Source organism: Pseudomonas sp. A-B-19 (assembly GCF_019947515.1).
GTDB lineage: Bacteria > Pseudomonadota > Gammaproteobacteria > Pseudomonadales > Pseudomonadaceae > Aquipseudomonas.
This window is the reverse complement of the sequence record NZ_JAGYGN010000001.1, coordinates 131,733-149,678: the sequence shown is the minus strand read 5'-3', so window position 1 is coordinate 149,678 and position 17,946 is coordinate 131,733. Positions and strand designations below refer to the sequence as shown.

Below are 17,946 nucleotides of genomic sequence, written 5' to 3'. Positions count from 1 at the left end.
ATCGGCCGCAAGTATGGAGAAAGCAAGGGGTCATTGCAACGCGCCATGACCTGGGTCAATGCTTTCAAAAGCTGATTCTGCGGCCTTTCCATGCGCCGCGTAAGGACAAAATTGCCCACGGGCAAAACGTCCCGGCGAACTGATCAGGCGAGGGGGTCAGGTCGGATGTAACGGAGTGTGTTCAAACGCAACGTTTGGCTGACCGAAGGCAATTGGTGCGACAGCCGGTATCTACCAGCCTTTGCGGCCTGTCATCGGGCAGATTCGTCGAACACATCGTTCAGGGTCGACCTGGAACCGGCACCGGCCAGTCCGCATCGGGGGAAGCTTAGACCCGAATCCAGGGATCGGAAAGGAAGAGTCAAAGAGGGTGCGACAATGAGTCGCAAAGGGGCAGGGAACTGCCGCATCCGGGAGAATGCGGCAGCAGAGCGCTCGGGATTTATTTGCGGTTGTCTTCAGCCTGTAAGCGCTCGGTATTCAAACCGTGGGACAGGCTGTACACATACGCGGCGAGCAATTGCACTTTATCGTTGCCGAGCAGTTCGTTCTGCGCCGGCATATGGCCCTGGCGACCATGCCGGATCGTCTGTTCAAGCTGCGTCAGGCTCGTCCCGTAGATGAAGCCGGTCGGGTGCGTCAGGTTCGGTGCGCCCATCGCTTCAGTGCCCTGGCCGTTTGCCCCATGACAGGCGACGCAGGTGGTGCTGAACGCTTGCTGTCCGGCCTGCAGGTCGGCTTTGCTGTCGGCAGGCAACGGCAGCTTGGCCAGGCCATGACGCACATACGCGGCGACGTTCTTCACACCGTCTTCCCCCAGGACTTCACCCCAGGCCGGCATCATCGCCATCCGGCCACCCATGATGGTGGTCTTGATGGTTTCTGCATTGCCGCCCCAGCGCCAGTCGCTGTCGGTCAGGTTGGGGAAGCCGAATGCACCCTTGGCGTCCGAGCCGTGGCACACCGAGCAGTTGGAGGCAAACAGGCGGCCGCCCATTTTCAGCGCTTGCGGATCCTTGGCCACTTCTTCCACGGGCATCGCCGCGAATTTGGCGAAGATCGGCCCGAACTTCGCGTCAGCCTTGGCCATTTCCTTTTCCCATTCGTGCGCCCCGGTCCAACCGTTTTCGTAGCCGGGGAGGATGCCTTTCCAGTTGCCCAGGCCCGGATAGAGGATCAGGTAGCCGACGGCAAACACCAGCGTGCCGGCGAACAGCATGAACCACCATTGCGGCAACGGGTTGTCGTATTCCTCGATGCCGTCGAAGCTGTGCCCCATGGTCTGGTCGACACTGCCCTTGGTTTCCCCCTTGCGAGTGCCGATCAGCAGCCAGGTCAGGCCGATCAGGCTGCCGATGGTCAGTACGCAGATCCACGTACTCCAGAAGGTGGTCATGGGCGGGTACTCCTTGTGACAGGTTCTTCAGTGATGTCGGGTTGTGGCTCGTCGGCGAACGGCAGCAGGCGTGCTTCGGCGAATTCCGGGCCGCGCTTGCCGTTGAACACCCATAGCGTCAGGCCGACGAAGGCCACGAACACCACGACCGTGCCCAGGCCGCGGATCATTCCAGTGCTCAGTTCTAAGTCCATAGCTCACCTCTTGCTCTTGATGGCAGTGCCGAGCACTTGCAGGTAGGCGACCAGCGCATCCATCTCGCTCTTGCCCTTGAGCGAAGCGACGGCGCCGGTGATGTCGTCGTCGGTGTACGGCACGCCCAGAGTGCGCATGGCCTTGATCTTGGTTTCGGTATGACTGCTGTCGAGCTGATTGGCCACCAGCCACGGGTAGGCCGGCATCTTCGACTCCGGCACGACGTTGCGCGGGTTGTACAAGTGCGCGCGGTGCCAGTCATCGGAGTAGCGCGCACCAACTCGCGCCAGGTCTGGTCCGGTGCGTTTCGAGCCCCAGAGGAACGGGTGATCCCAGACGCTTTCGCCGGCCACCGAATAGTGCCCGTAGCGTTCGGTTTCGGCGCGGAACGGGCGGATCATCTGCGAGTGGCAGCCGACGCAGCCTTCGCGGATGTAGATGTCGCGACCTTCCAGTTGCAGCGCGGTGTAGGGCTTCATGCCTTCCACCGGTTTGTTGGTCACGTCCTGGAAGAACAGCGGGACGATCTGGGTCAGGCCGCCGATGCTCACGGCCAGGATCATCAGCAGCAGCAACAGGCCGACGTTTTTCTCGATAGTTTCGTGTTTCATGGCGGACTCCTCAGGCCATCTGCGCGGCAGCGGCGGCTTCGGCAGGCTGCGAGGCCCGCACGGTACGCCAGGTGTTGTAGGCCATCAGCAGCATGCCGCTGAGGAAGATTGCGCCACCCACCAGCCGCACGACGAAGCCAGGGTGGCTGGCCACCAGGGTTTCGACGAAGGAGTAAGTCAGCGTGCCGTCCTCGTTCACCGCACGCCACATCAGGCCCTGGGCGATGCCGTTGACCCACATCGAGGCGATGTACAGCACCGTGCCGATGGTGGCGAGCCAGAAATGCGCGTTGATCAGGCCGATACTGTGCATCTGCTCGCGTCCGAAGACTTTCGGGATCATGTGGTACAGCGCACCAATGGAAATCATCGCCACCCAGCCCAAGGCGCCAGCGTGTACGTGGCCGATGGTCCAGTCGGTGTAGTGGGAGAGGGCGTTGACCGTCTTGATCGCCATCATCGGCCCTTCGAAGGTCGACATGCCGTAGAACGCCAGCGACACCACGAGGAAGCGCAGGATCGGGTCGCTGCGCAACTTATGCCAGGCGCCCGACAGGGTCATCATGCCGTTGATCATCCCGCCCCAGCTCGGTGCCAGCAGGATCAGCGACATCACCATGCCCAGCGACTGCGCCCAGTCCGGTAGCGCGGTGTAGTGCAAGTGGTGGGGGCCGGCCCAGATGTACAAGGTAATCAGCGCCCAGAAGTGCACGATCGACAGGCGATAGGAGTACACCGGGCGCTCGGCCTGTTTCGGCACGAAGTAGTACATCATCCCGAGGAAACCGGCGGTGAGGAAAAAGCCCACGGCGTTGTGCCCGTACCACCATTGCACCATCGCATCGGTGGCACCGGAGTACAGCGAGTAGGACTTGGTGAAGCTGACCGGCAACTCCATGTTGTTGACGATGTGCAGGATCGCCACGGTGATGATGAACGCACCGAAGAACCAGTTACCGACATAAATGTGCTTGGTCTTGCGCTGCATGATCGTGCCGAAGAACACGATGGCGTAGGCGACCCAGACGATGGTGATCAGAATGTCGATCGGCCATTCCAGTTCTGCGTATTCCTTGGAGCTGGTGTAGCCCAGCGGCAGGCTGATGGCCGCGAGCAGAATCACCAGTTGCCAGCCCCAGAAACAGAAGGCGGCGATTTTCGGTGCAAACAGCCGGGTCTGGCAGGTGCGTTGCACCGAGTACAACGAACTGGCGAACAGCGCACAGCCGCCGAAGGCGAAGATCACCGCGTTGGTGTGCAGCGGGCGCAAGCGGCCGAAGCTGGTCCACGGCAAATTGAAGTTGAGTTCGGGCCAGACCAATTGGGCCGCGAGAAAAACCCCGAGCCCCATGCCGACGATGCCCCACACCACCGTCATAATGGCGAATTGGCGGACCACCTTGTAGTTGTAGGCGGTACTGATAGAAGTGTTCATGGTTCCCCATCCACGGTTCAGCCGAAGTGGGCGCACAGCGCAAGGCAGTGCACCCTTCGGCCGGAGTTATAGGCAGACTGAAAGCGAGGCAAGCATGGACAAAGGGCACAAGGCCGGTATTGACGAGGATCAATGGGCGTGGTGCGTGCGGGATCATGGATGGCTGTGGAATGCCGCCGCTGGCAAGGCGGCGGCGACGTTGATCCTCGCCCATGGCGCCGGCGCACCGATGGACAGCGACTGGATGAGCGACATGGCTGCACGCCTCGCGGCACAAGGCGTCAACGTGTTGCGCTTCGAGTTTCCCTATATGGCGCAGCGGCGCATCGACGGCGGCAAGCGCCCGCCGAACCCAGCGCCGAAACTGCTGGAATGCTGGCGCGAAGTGTATGCCCTGGTGCGACGCCATGTCGCTGGGCCGCTGGCCATCGGCGGCAAGTCCATGGGCGGGCGCATGGCCAGCCTGCTGGCCGATGAGTTGGAGGCGGATGCGCTGGTGTGCCTGGGCTATCCGTTCTATGCGGTGGGCAAGCCGGAAAAGCCACGGGTTGAGCATTTGGCGGGGCTGAAGACACGGACCTTGATCGTGCAAGGCGAGCGCGATGCGCTGGGCAACCGGGAGGCGGTCGAGGGTTATGCCCTATCGCCGAGAATCGAGGTGTTCTGGCTGGTGGCGGGGGATCATGACTTGAAGCCGTTGAAGGCTTCGGGGTTTACACATGAGCAGCATTTGGCGGCTGCGGCGCAGAAGGTTGCAGCATTTTTGTGAGAAGCAAGATCAAAAGATCGCAGGCTGCGCCAGCTCCTACAGGGGGTTGCGATCTCCTGTAGGAGCTGGCTTGCCAGCGAAGGCGGTCTGAAGCCTTACCGGTTAAACCGCTCCACCAGCGAATACTGGGTATTGGCCGTCCTGGTTAACTCTTCGCTGAGCAACGCCGAGTTCTGTGCCTGTTCCGAGGTCTGGTCCGCCAGGTCCGAAATATTACTGATGTTGCGGCTGATTTCTTCGGCCACGGCACTTTGCTCTTCGGTCGCAGCGGCGATCTGTGCGGTCATGTCGGTGATGTTGGCCACCGCTTCGCTGATTCCTACCAGTGCCTGGTCCGCTTCCAGTACCCGCGCCACGCCTTCTTCCGCCTGACGGTGCCCGGCTTCCATGGTCTGCACGGCGGTACCGGCGGTTTGCTGGAGCTTGGCGATCAGCGCATGAATCTGCCCGGTGGACTCGCTGGTGCGTTGTGCCAACTGACGCACTTCGTCAGCCACCACCGCAAAACCGCGACCCATCTCGCCGGCACGGGCCGCTTCGATGGCGGCGTTCAGGGCCAGCAGGTTGGTCTGGTCGGCGATGCCTTTGATCACGTCGACCACGCCACCGATTTCGTTGCTGTCCTTGGCCAGTTGGGTCACGGTCACGCCGGTTTCACCGACCACTACCGACAGGCGCTGGATGGCTTCGCGGGTCTCCCCGGCGATGTCACGACCGCGACCGGTCAGGCGATTGGCTTCCTGGGTTGCGTCGGCGGTGCGTTGCACGTGGCTGGCCACTTCCAGGGTGGTGGCGGCCATCTGGTTGACTGCGGTGGCCACCTGCTCGGTCTCGACGCGCTGGCGTTCCAGGCCGCTGGAGCTGTTGTGCGCCAGGGTATCGGACTGTCTGGCCTGATCGGTCAGGTGTTCGGCGGTGTCCTGCAGGCGCGTCAGGCAGGTTTTCAGGCGTGCCTCCTGACTGAGGATGGACATTTCCAGGCGCGCCTGGGCGCCGCGACTGTCGGTGTACATCTGCGCGATCAATGAATCGGAGGTGGTCTGCTCGGCCAGGCGCAGCAAGCGCTTGAGACCACGCTGCTGCCACTGCAGGCCCATCAGGCCCAGCGGCACCGAGAGCCCGGCCGCCAGGGCAAACCCCCAATGGGAGTTCAGCGTGGCACCGATCATGAAGCTCAATTGGCTGACCAGAATGAACGGCAGCCAGTCCTGCAGGATCGGCAACCATTTATCCGAGGAGGGAACGGCCGACTTGCCCTGGTTGATGCGTTGGTAGAGCGCTTCGGCGCGGCGGATCTGTTCGGCGGTGGGCTTGACCCGCACCGACTCGTAACCGATCACCTGATTGCCTTCGAAGATCGGCGTCACATAGGCGTTCACCCAGTAATGATCACCGCTCTTGCAGCGATTCTTGACAATGCCCATCCATGGCAAGCCTTGTTTCAGTGTGCCCCACATGTGCGCGAACACAGCGGCCGGAACGTCGGGGTGACGGACCAGGTTGTGCGGTGCACGGATCAGTTCCTCTCGGGTAAACCCGCTGATTTCGACAAAATCGTCGTTGCAGTAGGTGATCATGCCCTTGGCATCGGTGGTGGAAATCAACCGTTGCTGAGCCGGGAAGGTCCGCTCGCGCTGTGTAATTGGCTGGTTGTTACGCATGGCTTTTTCAATCCGCAAGGCTTTCAAGAGTTGTCGGCGGCGTCGCGGATTTATTGAATGTTTTTTAAGAGCCTGACGTGTGTCTCAAAATCGCCTTGCGCTGAAAGGATTGACCTGCCCAACGGTTGAACTTTTCAGGTTTCCCTTAATGAACCCGGCGCGTATGATTCGCGGCTATTTTGCGCGCGACGTTATTTTTGGTCAGGCAGGAAGCTGTACATAACATTCAGGGTGTCGTCGGGTTTACTGCATTTACATTAATGGAATTTGATTGTTGTTCAGCTTTTGGAAAAGAGCTGGGGATGAATAGGGCGAGTAGCAATGCGTAAGAAAGTTGCAATCATAGGGACGTCGTTCCGTTTTCCAGGCTCTACTTCTGCAACTTTTTGGCCGCACCTGCTGGACAGGCAGAGCTTTATCACCCAAGCGGATTTTTCTCGCTGGTCCAGGGACGAGTTCCTGCACCCGGACAAGGCAAACCCGGCAACGTCGTATACGTTTGCTTCCGGTTCCCTGGGCGACATTTCCACTTTCGATGCCGGATTCTTCAATATCTCTCCTCGTGAAGCGGCGGTCATGGACCCTCAGCAGCGTTTATTGCTGGAGCTTGGCTGGGAAGTGTTCGAGAACGCCGGTGTCAAACCGTCGAGCCTGCGTGGCAGCGATTGTGGTGTTTACCTGGGGATCGCCAGTGTCGACTACGGCTATCGTCTGACGCATGACATGTCGACGATCGATGCGGCAACCGCCACCGGTAATACCTTCAGTATCGCGGCCAACCGGCTGTCTTTTTTTTATGACCTTCAAGGCCCGAGCATGGCCATCGACACGGCGTGCTCTTCTTCCCTGATGGCCTTCCACCAGGCTTGCCAGGCCATTCAGAACGGCGATATCGAACAGGCGATTACCGGTGGTGTCAGCCTGCATCTTCACCCTTTTGGCTTCCTGATTTTTTCCAAGGCTTCAATGTTGTCGCGCACCGGGCAATGTCATGTGTTCGATGAGTCTGCAGATGGCTATGTCCGTTCTGAAGGCGCGGGGCTTTTCTATCTGAAGGATTACGACAAGGCCATCGAGGATGGAAACCAGATCCTCGCGGTCGTAGCCGGCAGTGCGGCCAATACCGATGGGCGAAAGTCGAGTTTGACAGTCCCCAGCGCGGATGCGCAGATAGCCCTGATGAAGCAGGCCTACGACAGTGCCGGCATCAGTGCGGCAGACATTGACTACCTGGAAGCTCACGGTACGGGCACGCCAGTCGGCGATCCTATCGAGAGCCGCGCTATCGGTGAGGCGCTGGGGCAGCAGCGCCCGGCGGATCGGCCGCTGCTGATCGGTTCGATCAAAAGCAACATCGGGCACCTTGAGGCAGCCTCGGGTGTCGCCGGTTTAATGAAGGCGCTGTACTGCGTGATCGAACGCAAGGTGCCCGCCACCATCGGCATCAAGAAGCTCAATCCGAACATTCCTTTCGCTGACCTCAACCTGAGCGTGGTCACTGAAACCCAAGCGCTCAAACCCAGCGGAAAACTGGTGGTCGGTGTCAACTCTTTCGGTTTCGGCGGGGCCAACGCCCACGTCATCCTGGAAAGTCCGCCACAGGCGCCGCAGGCCCCGCGTCAGATGGGGCGGTCAGTGCCGCTGATTGTTTCTGCCAAGGACAGCGCAGCCTTGGCGGCCCAGTCCGAACAGCTGGCGCAATTTTTGTCCGGGCCAGACGCGGCAAACCTTTACGACGTAGCCTACCAGTCGATGTTTCGCCGCGAGTTGCTCCCGCAACGGGTGGTGGTGTTCGGTGCGGATGCTCAACGCAGCGCTCAGACGCTACTGGATTTCGTCACGGAACCGGGCGTTCCGGCGTTGTCGGCGGTACTGGAAAGTGGCCGTGTCCTGGATCAGGCAAAAGGGCCCGTGTTCGTCTTCTCCGGTAATGGATCGCAGTGGCAGGGCATGGGCAAGTCGTTGCTCGCCGATCCGGTTTTCCATCAGGCGGTTGCCGAGGTGGACGCGATTTTCCATGCGCTATCCGGTTATTCGTTGAGCGCCGAACTGGCGCTCGAGCTGGGCGATGACCGCTATCAGTTGACTGAATTTGCGCAACCGGCGTTGTTTGCATTGCAAGTGGGGGTCACCCGCATGCTGGCCGAAAAAGGCGTAGTGCCGGTGGCCGTCATTGGCCACAGCGTGGGTGAAGTCGCTGCCGCCTGGGCATGCGGAGCACTGACGCTGAACGACGCCACTCGTGTGATCTACCAGCGCAGTCGCCTGCAAGGCTTGACCAAGGGCTGCGGCAACATGTCGGCGGTAGGGTTGTCGGGGGCGGACACTGCGAGTCTGTTGAGGACGCTCGACCTGGACAGCGAGTTGGTCGTCGCCGGCGAGAACAGTTTCAAGGGGGCGACCGTCGCCGGCCAAGTGGCTGCGCTGGAAATCCTGGAACACGCGTTGACCGAGCGTCAGGTATTCGTTCGCCGCCTGGGTCTCGATTATGCGTTCCACTCGCCGGCCATGGATGTGATCGCCGATCAAGTCATCGACGTGTTGAGCGACATCGTCCCGGGGCCCGCCAGTATTCCAATGTATTCGACCGTGACCGGCGACGTGCTCGCTGGTGAATACCTGGACGCCGGGTACTGGTGGAAAAACATTCGTTATCCGGTGTTGTTCAAGTCCGCCAGTGAGGCGCTCGCCGAGCAGGGCTACAACGTATTCGTGGAGGTCGGCCCGCACCCGATCCTGCGTGGCTATGTGGCCGATGCGATGGCCAGCCAGGAACTGGAAGGGGTGGTGATCCCGACGGTGCTGCGTGGTGAAGAACATCCGCAGATGATTGATCGTACGCTGGCGAAGGTACTGATTGCCGGTGTCGACATCGATCTGCAATGCCTGTTTCCTCACGCCGGCCGTTTCGTGCAATTACCCAATTACGCCTGGCAGCGCGAACGTCACTGGCACACGGAAACGCCCGAGTCTTCCGGCCACCTGAGCCGAGAGCGCGTCCATCCGCTGTTGGGTTATCCGCTGCCGGAGCATGAGTTCACCTGGGACAATCGCCTGGATACGCAACTGTTCCCGTCACTGGGCGACCACATGGTGGGCGACTCGGTGTTGTTCCCGGGCGCGGGTTTTACCGAAGTCGCACTCGCTGCTGCATTGCAGTACCAACCCGGTGAACATGTGGAAATCGAAGAGCTGGAAATTCACAGCCCGCTCTTGCTTCACTCGGATTTCAGCAAAAAGGTCCGGGTGATGATCGACACCACCGACGGTGCCGTTTCCATCGTGTCGCGCAGCACTGCCCAGGCTGAACCTTGGGTGCAGCATGTGGTTGCCAGGATTGCGGGTGAAGCGCGCGGCGGGTTGCTGGCTGGCACCGCTCCAGTGGTGCCAGCGCGCGCTCCTGATTTCACCTCGTCCGGGCATCTGGCGCTGACCCGTGCGGTTGGTCTCAACTATGGCCCGGCTTATCAAGCCATCGAGGCAGGCTGGATCGACGGCAACCAGGTGTTGGCGCGGTTGACGGTCCCGGCCCCGATCGAGGCTGAACTCGCAACGTTGAATGTGCATCCGGCACTGCTGGACAGTGCCTTCCAGTTGATCACCCAACTGTTGGATCAGGAGGCCGACAGCCGCAAAGACCTGGCCTTTATCCCGGTGAAACTCGGGCGTATCGCCTTCGCTGCTGGTAGCCTGCCGCCTTGTCTGGCCCAGGTCACCCTGGTACGACGTTCAGCACATTCCCTGTTGGCAGACTTCACGTTGTACGACGTCCATGGCCGCGCGGTCATCTGCATCAAGGACGCCCGTTTTCGTGGGGTTCGGCTGCACAAGGATCGCAGTGGCGACATCAAACTGGTGGACTATGTCGGGGTTGCCAAACCCTATCCTGGGAATGAACGCGCATTGCCATTGGCGGACTCACGGTTGGAGGCGCAACTGCAGCAGCACCTTTGCGCTATCGCGGATGATCCCGGATTGCGCCGTTATGCCGATGAAATCGACCCATTGCTCGACGGTCTGTGTGGCAGTTTCGTGCTGGAAGCCATCGAGAAGCTGGGCGGTGAGCTGACGTTGCAGCAGCGCTCCACCTGGGAAGCAGGAAGTTATCTTGACCATCTTCTTGAGCAAGCGCTGGAGGATGGCAGCCTGGTTGCGGCAGGCAATGGCGGCTGGCAGCTTGCCGATCAAGGCGAGCGAGCGAGTGCGCAAGACATCTGGCAGGAACTGTTCAGAAGCTATCCCGAACACTTCCAGATCATTCATTCGGTCGGCCGGATCGGCATGCATCTGCTGGAGCTGATCAGCGGTCAGGTGAAGATTGCGCAACTGCTGCCACGGGAAACCACGCCCGCCGTATTGACCCGCCTGGTGCTTGGCGCGTCCGGTCACCAGGCGTTGCTGGGCGGTCTGCGAGAACATATCGCTCAACGGTTGAGCGCTCTGCCCGACGGGCAGCGCCTGCGTATTCTCGAACTCGGCTTCGAGGGGGCACCACTGGCGGCAGACTTGTGTGTCGGCCTGGATTTTGACCGGGTCGATTATCAGTACTCTGCGCAGAACATTGAAATTGCGTCGATGCTTCAGGCTGAGCTCCCGGAGCTTCAGATACTGAGTCTGGAGGCGTCGGAAAAAATCGCTCGGGCACCGGCGAACGACTTCGATCTGGTCCTTGTCGCCACCGACCTGGCGCCGCTGGAAGCCGTCAGTCAAGCCTTGCACCATGGCGCTGCAAGGCTGTGTGCCAACGGTGAAGTGCTGCTGTTGGCGCAACACCCTGCGCGTTGGGCGGACTTCACATTTGGCGCCGAACCTTCCTGGTGGCTGGCCCGACAGGGGCAACAGGCATTAACGGTTCAGCAGCCCCCGGGATTCTGGCAACAGGAATTGCGGCGTCATGGCCTGAAGGTGTCCGAGCCGCTGGAGTTCATTGCGGGCTCGGCGTCTGGCTGCTATCTGTTGGTAGCCGCCGAAAACTGCGCGAAGACCCTTGCGGTTGCACGTGAGTATCCACGCCAGAGCTGGTTGCTGGTCGCCGACGGGCAGGGTCCTGAAGCACCGTTTACCCGGGCACTCGCCTCGATGTTGCGCGAGCAAGGCCAAGAGGTCGCGCTGCTCGCGCCTGGCTCGGCATCGGATCTGGCGCAACAGTTACGTGAATGTCCAGCGGTGCCTCAACACGTGGTAATGCTGGCCGGCCTGTTCGCACCCCAGGGGCTTGATGCCCAGGCTGACCGCTGCATGCACGCCGCAGCCATCACGCAAGCCTGTGAATCGGCCGGCGTCGCTGCGGATTGCTGGTTGCTGACCTGCGGCGCCGCCGTCCATTTGTTACCGCAAGGCACCCGCCTGGATACGACTGTGCAAGGCATTGCCGATGCTGCCTTGTGGGGCTTCGGTCGGACGTTGACGAACGAAGCGGCCAGTTGTCGGGTTCGTCTGCTCGATCTGGCGCCTGGCGCTGGCGTCGAGGCCCTGGTGCCGGCACTGCTCAATGCGGATGAAGAAACCGAACTGGCGATCAGCGCGGCGGGCGATCGGTATGTCGCACGGCTGCGAATCCAGCCCGATGAGTTGCCAGGCAGCGCGCTGCTGGATGCGCCGATGCAGGTCAGGCTCGGCTTCGATTTGCCGGGGCAACTGCGCAATTTGCGCTGGGAAGCTCGAGCGCCGCTGGTGCCGGCAGACGATGAACTGGATATCCAGGTTCAGGCCACGGGTTTGAACTTTCGCGATGTTATGTACGCGTTGGGTCTTTTGTCTGATGAAGCGATCGAAAATGGCTTCTCGGGCCCGACGCTGGGCTTCGAGTTTGCCGGTGTGGTGCGCGGTAAAGGGGCGATGGTCGAAGGTGATTTCCAGCCGGGTGACCGTGTCGTCGGTTTTGGTCCGTCGAGCTTCGCCAATCGCCTGATCACAAACGCCAATGCTGTGGCGCGCATTCCTGAAGGCATGTCGTTTGAAGCGGCGGCGACCATTCCGAGTACTTTCTTCACCGTGTATTACGCCGTGCATCACTTGGCGCGGCTCGAACCGGGAGAAAAAATCCTGATCCACGGTGCAGCGGGCGGCGTCGGCATTGCCGCGATCCAGATTGCAAAATGGTGTGGCGCCGAAATCTACGCCACGGCGGGTAGCGACGAGAAGCGCGATTTCCTGCGCCTGTTGGGCGTCGAGCATATCTTCGATTCGCGTTCGCTGGCGTTTGCCGATGACATCCTGGCCATTACCGATGGCCGTGGCGTGGACGTAGTACTCAACTCCCTGGCGGGCGAGGCCATCAATCGCAACCTGCGGGTACTCAAGCCGTTTGGTCGCTTCCTCGAACTGGGCAAACGCGACTTCTACCAGAACACCAAGATCGGCCTGCGGCCGTTCCGCAATAACATCAGCTACTTTGGCATCGATGCCGACCAGCTCATGAGCGAGCGTCCGCAGCTGACCCGTCGGCTGTTTGGCGAAATGATGGCATTGTTCCGCGACGGCATTTTGAGTCCGCTGCCTTATCGCGCCTTCGATGCCAATGAAGTCGTCGAAGCGTTCCGCTACATGCAGCAGGCCAGGCAGATCGGCAAGATCGTCGTCACCTACCGCACACCGATCCAGCAGGTTTTCCACGCGCCGGTGGCGCAGGCTCAGGCTTTGCAACTGGCTGCCGACGGCACCTATCTGGTGACTGGCGGGCTCAGCGGTTTCGGTCTGCGTACCGCGCAATGGCTGGTGGAGAAGGGCGCGCGTCACCTGGTGCTGCTCGGTCGTCGCGGTGCTGCTACCGAAGAAGCGCAGCCGGTGCTGGCGGCGTGGCGCGAGCAAGGTATCGAGGTGCAGGCGCTGGCTTGCGATATCACCGATAGCGCTCAATTGCGCAGCGTGCTGGCGGGCATCGAAGCCTCCAGGGCACCGTTGCGGGGCATCGTGCATGCGGCCACCGTGTTTGATGATGGGCTGATCCGCAACCTCAGCCAGGAGCAGTTGCAACGGGTGCTTGAACCCAAAGCCAAAGGCGCGCAACTCCTGCACGAACTGACGTCGCACCTGGCGCTGGACTTCTTCGTGCTGTTTTCCTCGGCAACGACCTTGTTCGGCAACCCGGGGCAGGCCAACTACGTCGCCGCCAACCATTGGCTCGAAGCGTTGGCGCGTCATCGCCTGGCGCATGGGTTGCCGGCAACCAGCGTACTCTGGGGAGCCATCGATGATGCGGGTTTCCTGGCGCGCAACCAGGACATCAAAGATGCCCTGCAAAGCCGCATGGGCGGTGCTGCCCTGCAGTCGCAAGCGGCACTGGAGACCCTGGAGCGGTTGCTGTTGCAGCGGCGTTCGGGGCTGGGCGTACTTGAGCTGGACTGGAAAGCACTGTCGCGATTCCTGCCAGCGGCTGGCTCGCCAAAATTCAATGAGCTGGCCAGATTGCACGGTGGTGAGCAGGACGAAGAAAGCGATGTCGACGATATCCAGCGGCTGTTGACCGAAATGGACGACAGCGAACTGATCGAACTGTTCGGTGAAATGCTTAAGCAGGAAATCAGCGAAATCCTGCGGTTACCCACAAGCAAACTGGACGCCACGCGACCGCTTCAAGAGTTGGGGCTGGACTCGCTGATGAGTGTCGAACTGGTGGTGGCGGTCGAGGAGCGATTCGGTGTGCGTCTGCCGGTAATGGAGCTGAGCGAAGCGTCAAGCATTGGCAAAATCACCGTTCGAATCCTTGAGCTCCTGCGAGGCAATCAGGATTGCGATGGGCAACCGGATACCGAGCATAACGGGCAGACGCTGACGAGCGATACGCTCGCCCGTCACGGGGTCGACATTTCCCGCGACGACATCGCGCCGTTGAGCACCCAGGATTCGAAACCTTCACGTTTGATTAGTTGATCCGGACCATGACCAATAAAACCACGCCCGGGCTTGCCACTTCGATGAAGGACAAGTTGATTCAGCAGGCCCTGGAACGGCGACTGCGCAAGATCGGCGATTGCGCTCCAAGCCCTTCACTAGAGGGCGTCAAAGGCGCCCCGCGCGAGGGCTTTGAGCAGTTTTGCCGATTTGACCAGCACCCTGGCTATCAGCATTTGCGCATCATGCTCGACGGGGCTGCACGCTTTGGCCTGGCCAATCCGTTTTTCAAGTTGCACGAAGGTTTGGCAGGTGCGGAAACTGTCATGGGCGGTAGCCGCTACGTGAACTTCGCCAGCTACAACTACCTGGGCTACTCGGGGCATCCGGTGGTCGCTGAAGCCGCCAAAGCGGCCATTGATCGCTATGGAACGTCAGTGTCCGCCAGCCGTCCGGTGTCGGGCGATCGTCCGATCCATCGCGAGCTGGAGCAGGAGCTGGCCCGGCTTTATGAGGTGGACGACGCTATTACTTTCGTCAGCGGCCATGCGACGAACGTGACCACCATTGGTTATCTGTTCGGTCCGCGGGACTTGATCCTGCATGACGAACTGATCCATAACAGCGTTCTCCAGGGGATTCAATTGTCCGGCGCCCGGCGTCTGGGCTTTGCCCACAACGACTGGGAAGCGGTTGACCGGTTGTTGAGCGATCAGCGTCAGCATTTCGAGCGCGTGTTGGTGGTGCTCGAAGGCATCTACAGTATGGATGGCGACTTTCCGGATTTGCCACGCTTCGTCGAACTCAGGAAGAAACACCAGGTGTTGCTGATGGTCGATGAAGCGCATTCACTGGGTGTCATGGGACAGACCGGCAAGGGCATCCGTGAACATTTCGGTCTGGCGGGCAGTGACGTGGATATCTGGATGGGCACCTTGAGCAAAAGCCTGGCCAGTTGTGGTGGCTACATCGCCGGTGAGTCAGCGCTGGTAGAGCATCTCAAGTTCCTGGCGCCGGGGTTTCTCTACAGCGTCGGCATGCCGGCACCGGTGGCTGCGGCTGCGTTGGCTGCCGTGCGCTGCATGGCCACTGATGCCGAGCGCGTGGCGACCTTGCAGGCACGCGGCCAACAGTTTCTGGCCCTGGCCCGCGAGGCGGGGCTGGACACCGGCACCAGCACCGGGCTGGCAGTAATTCCGGTGATTACCGGCAGCTCGCTAAAGGCCACGCAACTGTCTGGCGCCCTGGCCCAACGCGGAATCAATGCCCAGCCGATCCTGCACCCGGCGGTGCCGGAAAAGTCCGCCCGCGTACGCTTCTTCGTGTCATGCCTGCACACCCCCGAGCAAATCGCCGAGACCGTTGCCGTCGTCGCGCAGGAGCTGCATAAGCTATAACGCAAGTAGGCGAAAGCCGGCTCCTGCAGAGCATCGGCAGAACGGTGTACGCACGATTTTGTAGGAGCTGGCTTGCCAGCGAAGGCGGCCGAAAGCGCAACGCCAGTTTCAAGAACGCCTTCGCCGGCAAGCCGGCTCCTACAGCCAGATGGCATCCCACAGTGGGTAGTCATGCACCCGTTTGACCAACCCTGCGCGTAATGGGTTGGCGACGATGTATCGGGCTACTGCCTGCAAATCTTCTTCGCGACGAATCGCTCGGTCGTGGAAGCCTTTCTGCCACATCTGCCCCTTGCGTGCCAGACAGGCATTCACTGCTCTCGCGCTGCGGGATTTGGTGGCGAGCATCAACCCTGGCAACGTGCTGTTCCTGAGTTCAAGCAACCAGTGAAAGTGGTCGGGCATCACTACCCAGGCAAGGGAGTTGGCCTGTTCGTCTGTCTGAGCCTGACGAAATTGATCCACCACCAAACGCCCCACACGCCAGTCACTGAAGAGCGGTTCACGCAGATGGGTGACTGTGGTGAGCAGGTAGATCTACCCGGATTGAGAGTGACGCCCTGTGCGCAGGTGGCTGGCGTGTAGACGAGTGGGCAATCCGTTGCCCTCCTTTATCGGTCGAAAAGGGTAAGGCTAGTGCGCAGATGAATTTACGTCGTATAGGTTTGGGGCCGGATGTGACAGGACTACCGCCTTCGCCGGCAAGCCGGCTCCTACAGGGCATGTGTCGGCACAAAAATAACGGTGCGCGCACGATTTTGTAGGAGCTGGCTTGCCAGCGAAGACGGCCGAAAGCGCACCGCCAGTTTCAAGAACGCCTTCGCCGGCAAGCCGGCTCCTACAGGGCATGTGTCGGCACAAAAATAACGGTGCGCGCACGATTTTGTAGGAGCTGGCTTGCCAGCGAAGACGGCCGAAAGCGCACCGCAAATTTCAAAGACGCCTTCGCCGGCAAGCCGGCTCCTACACAGGGCATGTGTCGGCACAAAAAATGACGGTGTGTATGCGTTTTTGTAGGAGCTGGCTTGCCAGCGAAGACGGCCGAAAGCGCACCGCAAATTTCAAAGACGCCTTCGCCGGCAAGCCGGCTCCTACATTGGGCATGTGTCGGCACAAAAAATGACGGTGTGTACGCGTTTCTGTAGGAGCTGGCTTGCCAGCGAAGGCGGCCGTAAGCGCACCGCAAATTTCAAAGACGCCTTCGCCGGCAAGGGATCAGAACATGCGTCTGAGGTAGCGGTGAATTTGTCGATAACGTGCGCAGCTGTCGAACAGGCCGGCTTCAGGACGGGAGTTGTACTCCCGGGCTTGATGGGGACTGCACGGCAGGCCGCGAATCTGAACCAGTGGCTGTTCATCGCCACCCGGTGATTGCAGCATGCCCGGGCTGATGCGCCATAGCGGCACGCTGTAGGCATCGGCACGGGATTGCAGATCACCGGGTTCGCTGGCGCGCCACACCAACAGCTTACCGGTTTCGGCGACTACCGATTGCATCAGCTCGGCACTATCGTTGGCGAACGTCAACCGGCCCCACCGGCTTTTGAGCAGGGTCCGGATCGCCGGCCGCTGTCGGTGTGGTACACCCAGCACGGTCAATGTCCCCGCGAACTGGCTGTCCTGGTGTTTTTGCCGGGCCAGTTGACGGGCCACAGTCATGACATCGCAACGCTGATCGGTCAGCGGGTCGACGTAGCGGCAATAGCGGATGTACGCCGCCGCCACCAATTGCTCAAGGTTCGGTCGGGCCTGGCGACGGGGGATTGCCAGGCGATCATCGGTCAGGCCCCAGCCGGCGTAGAACGGCAAGCCGAAGCAGGTGACCGGGATGCCTTGAATCAAGGCCTCGAGCCCGGCCTGACTGGTACCTACATAGACCCGCTGCGCCCGGCGCGCCAGCGAAGCCCAGGACACATGGCGACTTTCCAGCGTCACGCCGCGGGCAAGAGCGGCGTCAAGCAGGCAACTTTTTTTGTGGCCGTTGATGCAGTCCGGGTGAATCCGCACCCGCACGTCCGCCTCGGGGTGTTGCGCCAGGGCTTCGTCGAGCATGCGGATAAAGTCGGCTTCGCACAGCCCGCCGCCGGGGATGGAGAAGTCGCCATAAGTCTGGTCGACCACCAGAATCAGCGGCTTGTCACGGCCCAGCGGGTCGTCGTCGCAGAGGTCCGGTGCATTGTTGTATTTGCCGATGCCACTGCTGCGCATCAGGGCAATCAGCTCCCGTGCGCTCGCCTGCTCCGAAGCGCTCAGGGTCTGCGGGGCTTGCAGGATGTTCTCCAGCCGTGACGGGCGATCGGCCAGGTAGTGAATGCCAATGGGGTCGACCACCATCGACATCGGCGTATCGCCTTCGACGCCCAGCGAAGATGAGCGCAGGAAGCCATCCTCCAGTGCGACGTAGGGAATGCCCCAGCGCTTGCACAAGACCCGCGCATGGTCAGAGGAACTTTTGTAGCCAATTCCGGCAATCGCCTTCAAGCCTGCGGGGCGCTGCCGACCGCGTCGCCACAGCCAATGAGGCTGACCCTCGGGGTCGAGAAACTCCTCCAGATGATGGACTTTCCACATCACCCACTGCGACATGATGCCCACCCGGCCGGGACCATCCACCAGCGATTCCAGGGGTACGGATTGATTCATTTGCGG

General features: G+C 60.8%; 10 protein-coding genes. 3 read left to right on the top strand and 7 right to left on the bottom strand.

Annotation, left to right across the window (positions count from 1 at the left end; all coding sequences use genetic code 11):
• Positions 1-442 precede the first annotated feature (442 nt).
• Genes ccoP through ccoN form a run of 4 tightly spaced genes read right to left on the bottom strand, consistent with a single transcriptional unit; the run spans position 443 to position 3,637 of the window.
• The gene (ccoP, locus tag KGA81_RS00550; protein ID WP_223544123.1) at positions 443-1,396 is read right to left on the bottom strand and encodes a cytochrome-c oxidase, cbb3-type subunit III; all 954 of its coding nucleotides are present in this window, start codon (positions 1,394-1,396) and stop codon (positions 443-445) included.
• Positions 1,393-1,590, bottom strand: coding sequence for a cbb3-type cytochrome oxidase subunit 3 (locus tag KGA81_RS00545; RefSeq protein ID WP_223544122.1), 198 nt, complete (start codon positions 1,588-1,590; stop codon positions 1,393-1,395). The genes ccoP and KGA81_RS00545 overlap by 4 nt, the downstream gene beginning before the upstream one ends.
• A 3-nt stretch (positions 1,591-1,593) precedes the next feature.
• The gene (gene ccoO / locus KGA81_RS00540) at positions 1,594-2,202 is read right to left on the bottom strand and encodes a cytochrome-c oxidase, cbb3-type subunit II (RefSeq protein ID WP_223544121.1); all 609 of its coding nucleotides are present in this window, start codon (positions 2,200-2,202) and stop codon (positions 1,594-1,596) included.
• Positions 2,203-2,212: 10 nt separating this feature from the next.
• Entirely contained in the window at positions 2,213-3,637 is a 1,425-nt protein-coding gene (ccoN, locus tag KGA81_RS00535; protein ID WP_223544120.1) for a cytochrome-c oxidase, cbb3-type subunit I, read from the bottom strand.
• A gap of 94 nt (positions 3,638-3,731) precedes the next feature.
• Between ccoN and KGA81_RS00530 the strand changes: the two genes are divergently transcribed.
• A complete protein-coding gene (locus KGA81_RS00530; protein WP_223544119.1) occupies positions 3,732-4,406 on the top strand; it encodes an alpha/beta family hydrolase in 675 nt (224 codons plus the stop codon).
• Positions 4,407-4,501: 95 nt separating this feature from the next.
• On the opposite strand, the gene KGA81_RS00525 is transcribed toward KGA81_RS00530, so the two are convergent.
• Entirely contained in the window at positions 4,502-6,067 is a 1,566-nt protein-coding gene (locus KGA81_RS00525; protein ID WP_223544118.1) for a methyl-accepting chemotaxis protein, read from the bottom strand.
• A 321-nt stretch (positions 6,068-6,388) separates the two neighbouring features.
• On the opposite strand from KGA81_RS00525, the gene KGA81_RS00520 reads away from it, so the two are divergent.
• Together KGA81_RS00520 and KGA81_RS00515 are read left to right on the top strand one after the other, a co-directional pair.
• Positions 6,389-13,939, top strand: coding sequence for a type I polyketide synthase (locus KGA81_RS00520; protein WP_223544117.1), 7,551 nt, complete (start codon positions 6,389-6,391; stop codon positions 13,937-13,939).
• An 8-nt stretch (positions 13,940-13,947) separates the two neighbouring features.
• Complete coding sequence (locus KGA81_RS00515; protein ID WP_223544116.1) at positions 13,948-15,297, top strand: aminotransferase class I/II-fold pyridoxal phosphate-dependent enzyme; 1,350 nt, start codon at positions 13,948-13,950, stop codon at positions 15,295-15,297.
• A 138-nt stretch (positions 15,298-15,435) separates the two neighbouring features.
• Here the strand turns inward: KGA81_RS00515 and KGA81_RS00510 are convergent, their stop codons facing one another.
• Positions 15,436-15,834 (bottom strand): REP-associated tyrosine transposase, encoded by a 399-nt coding sequence (locus tag KGA81_RS00510; protein WP_223544366.1) that lies wholly within the window; start codon positions 15,832-15,834, stop codon positions 15,436-15,438.
• A 678-nt stretch (positions 15,835-16,512) separates the two neighbouring features.
• Complete coding sequence (locus KGA81_RS00505) at positions 16,513-17,940, bottom strand: capsule biosynthesis protein (protein WP_223544115.1); 1,428 nt, start codon at positions 17,938-17,940, stop codon at positions 16,513-16,515.
• Positions 17,941-17,946 lie beyond the last annotated feature (6 nt).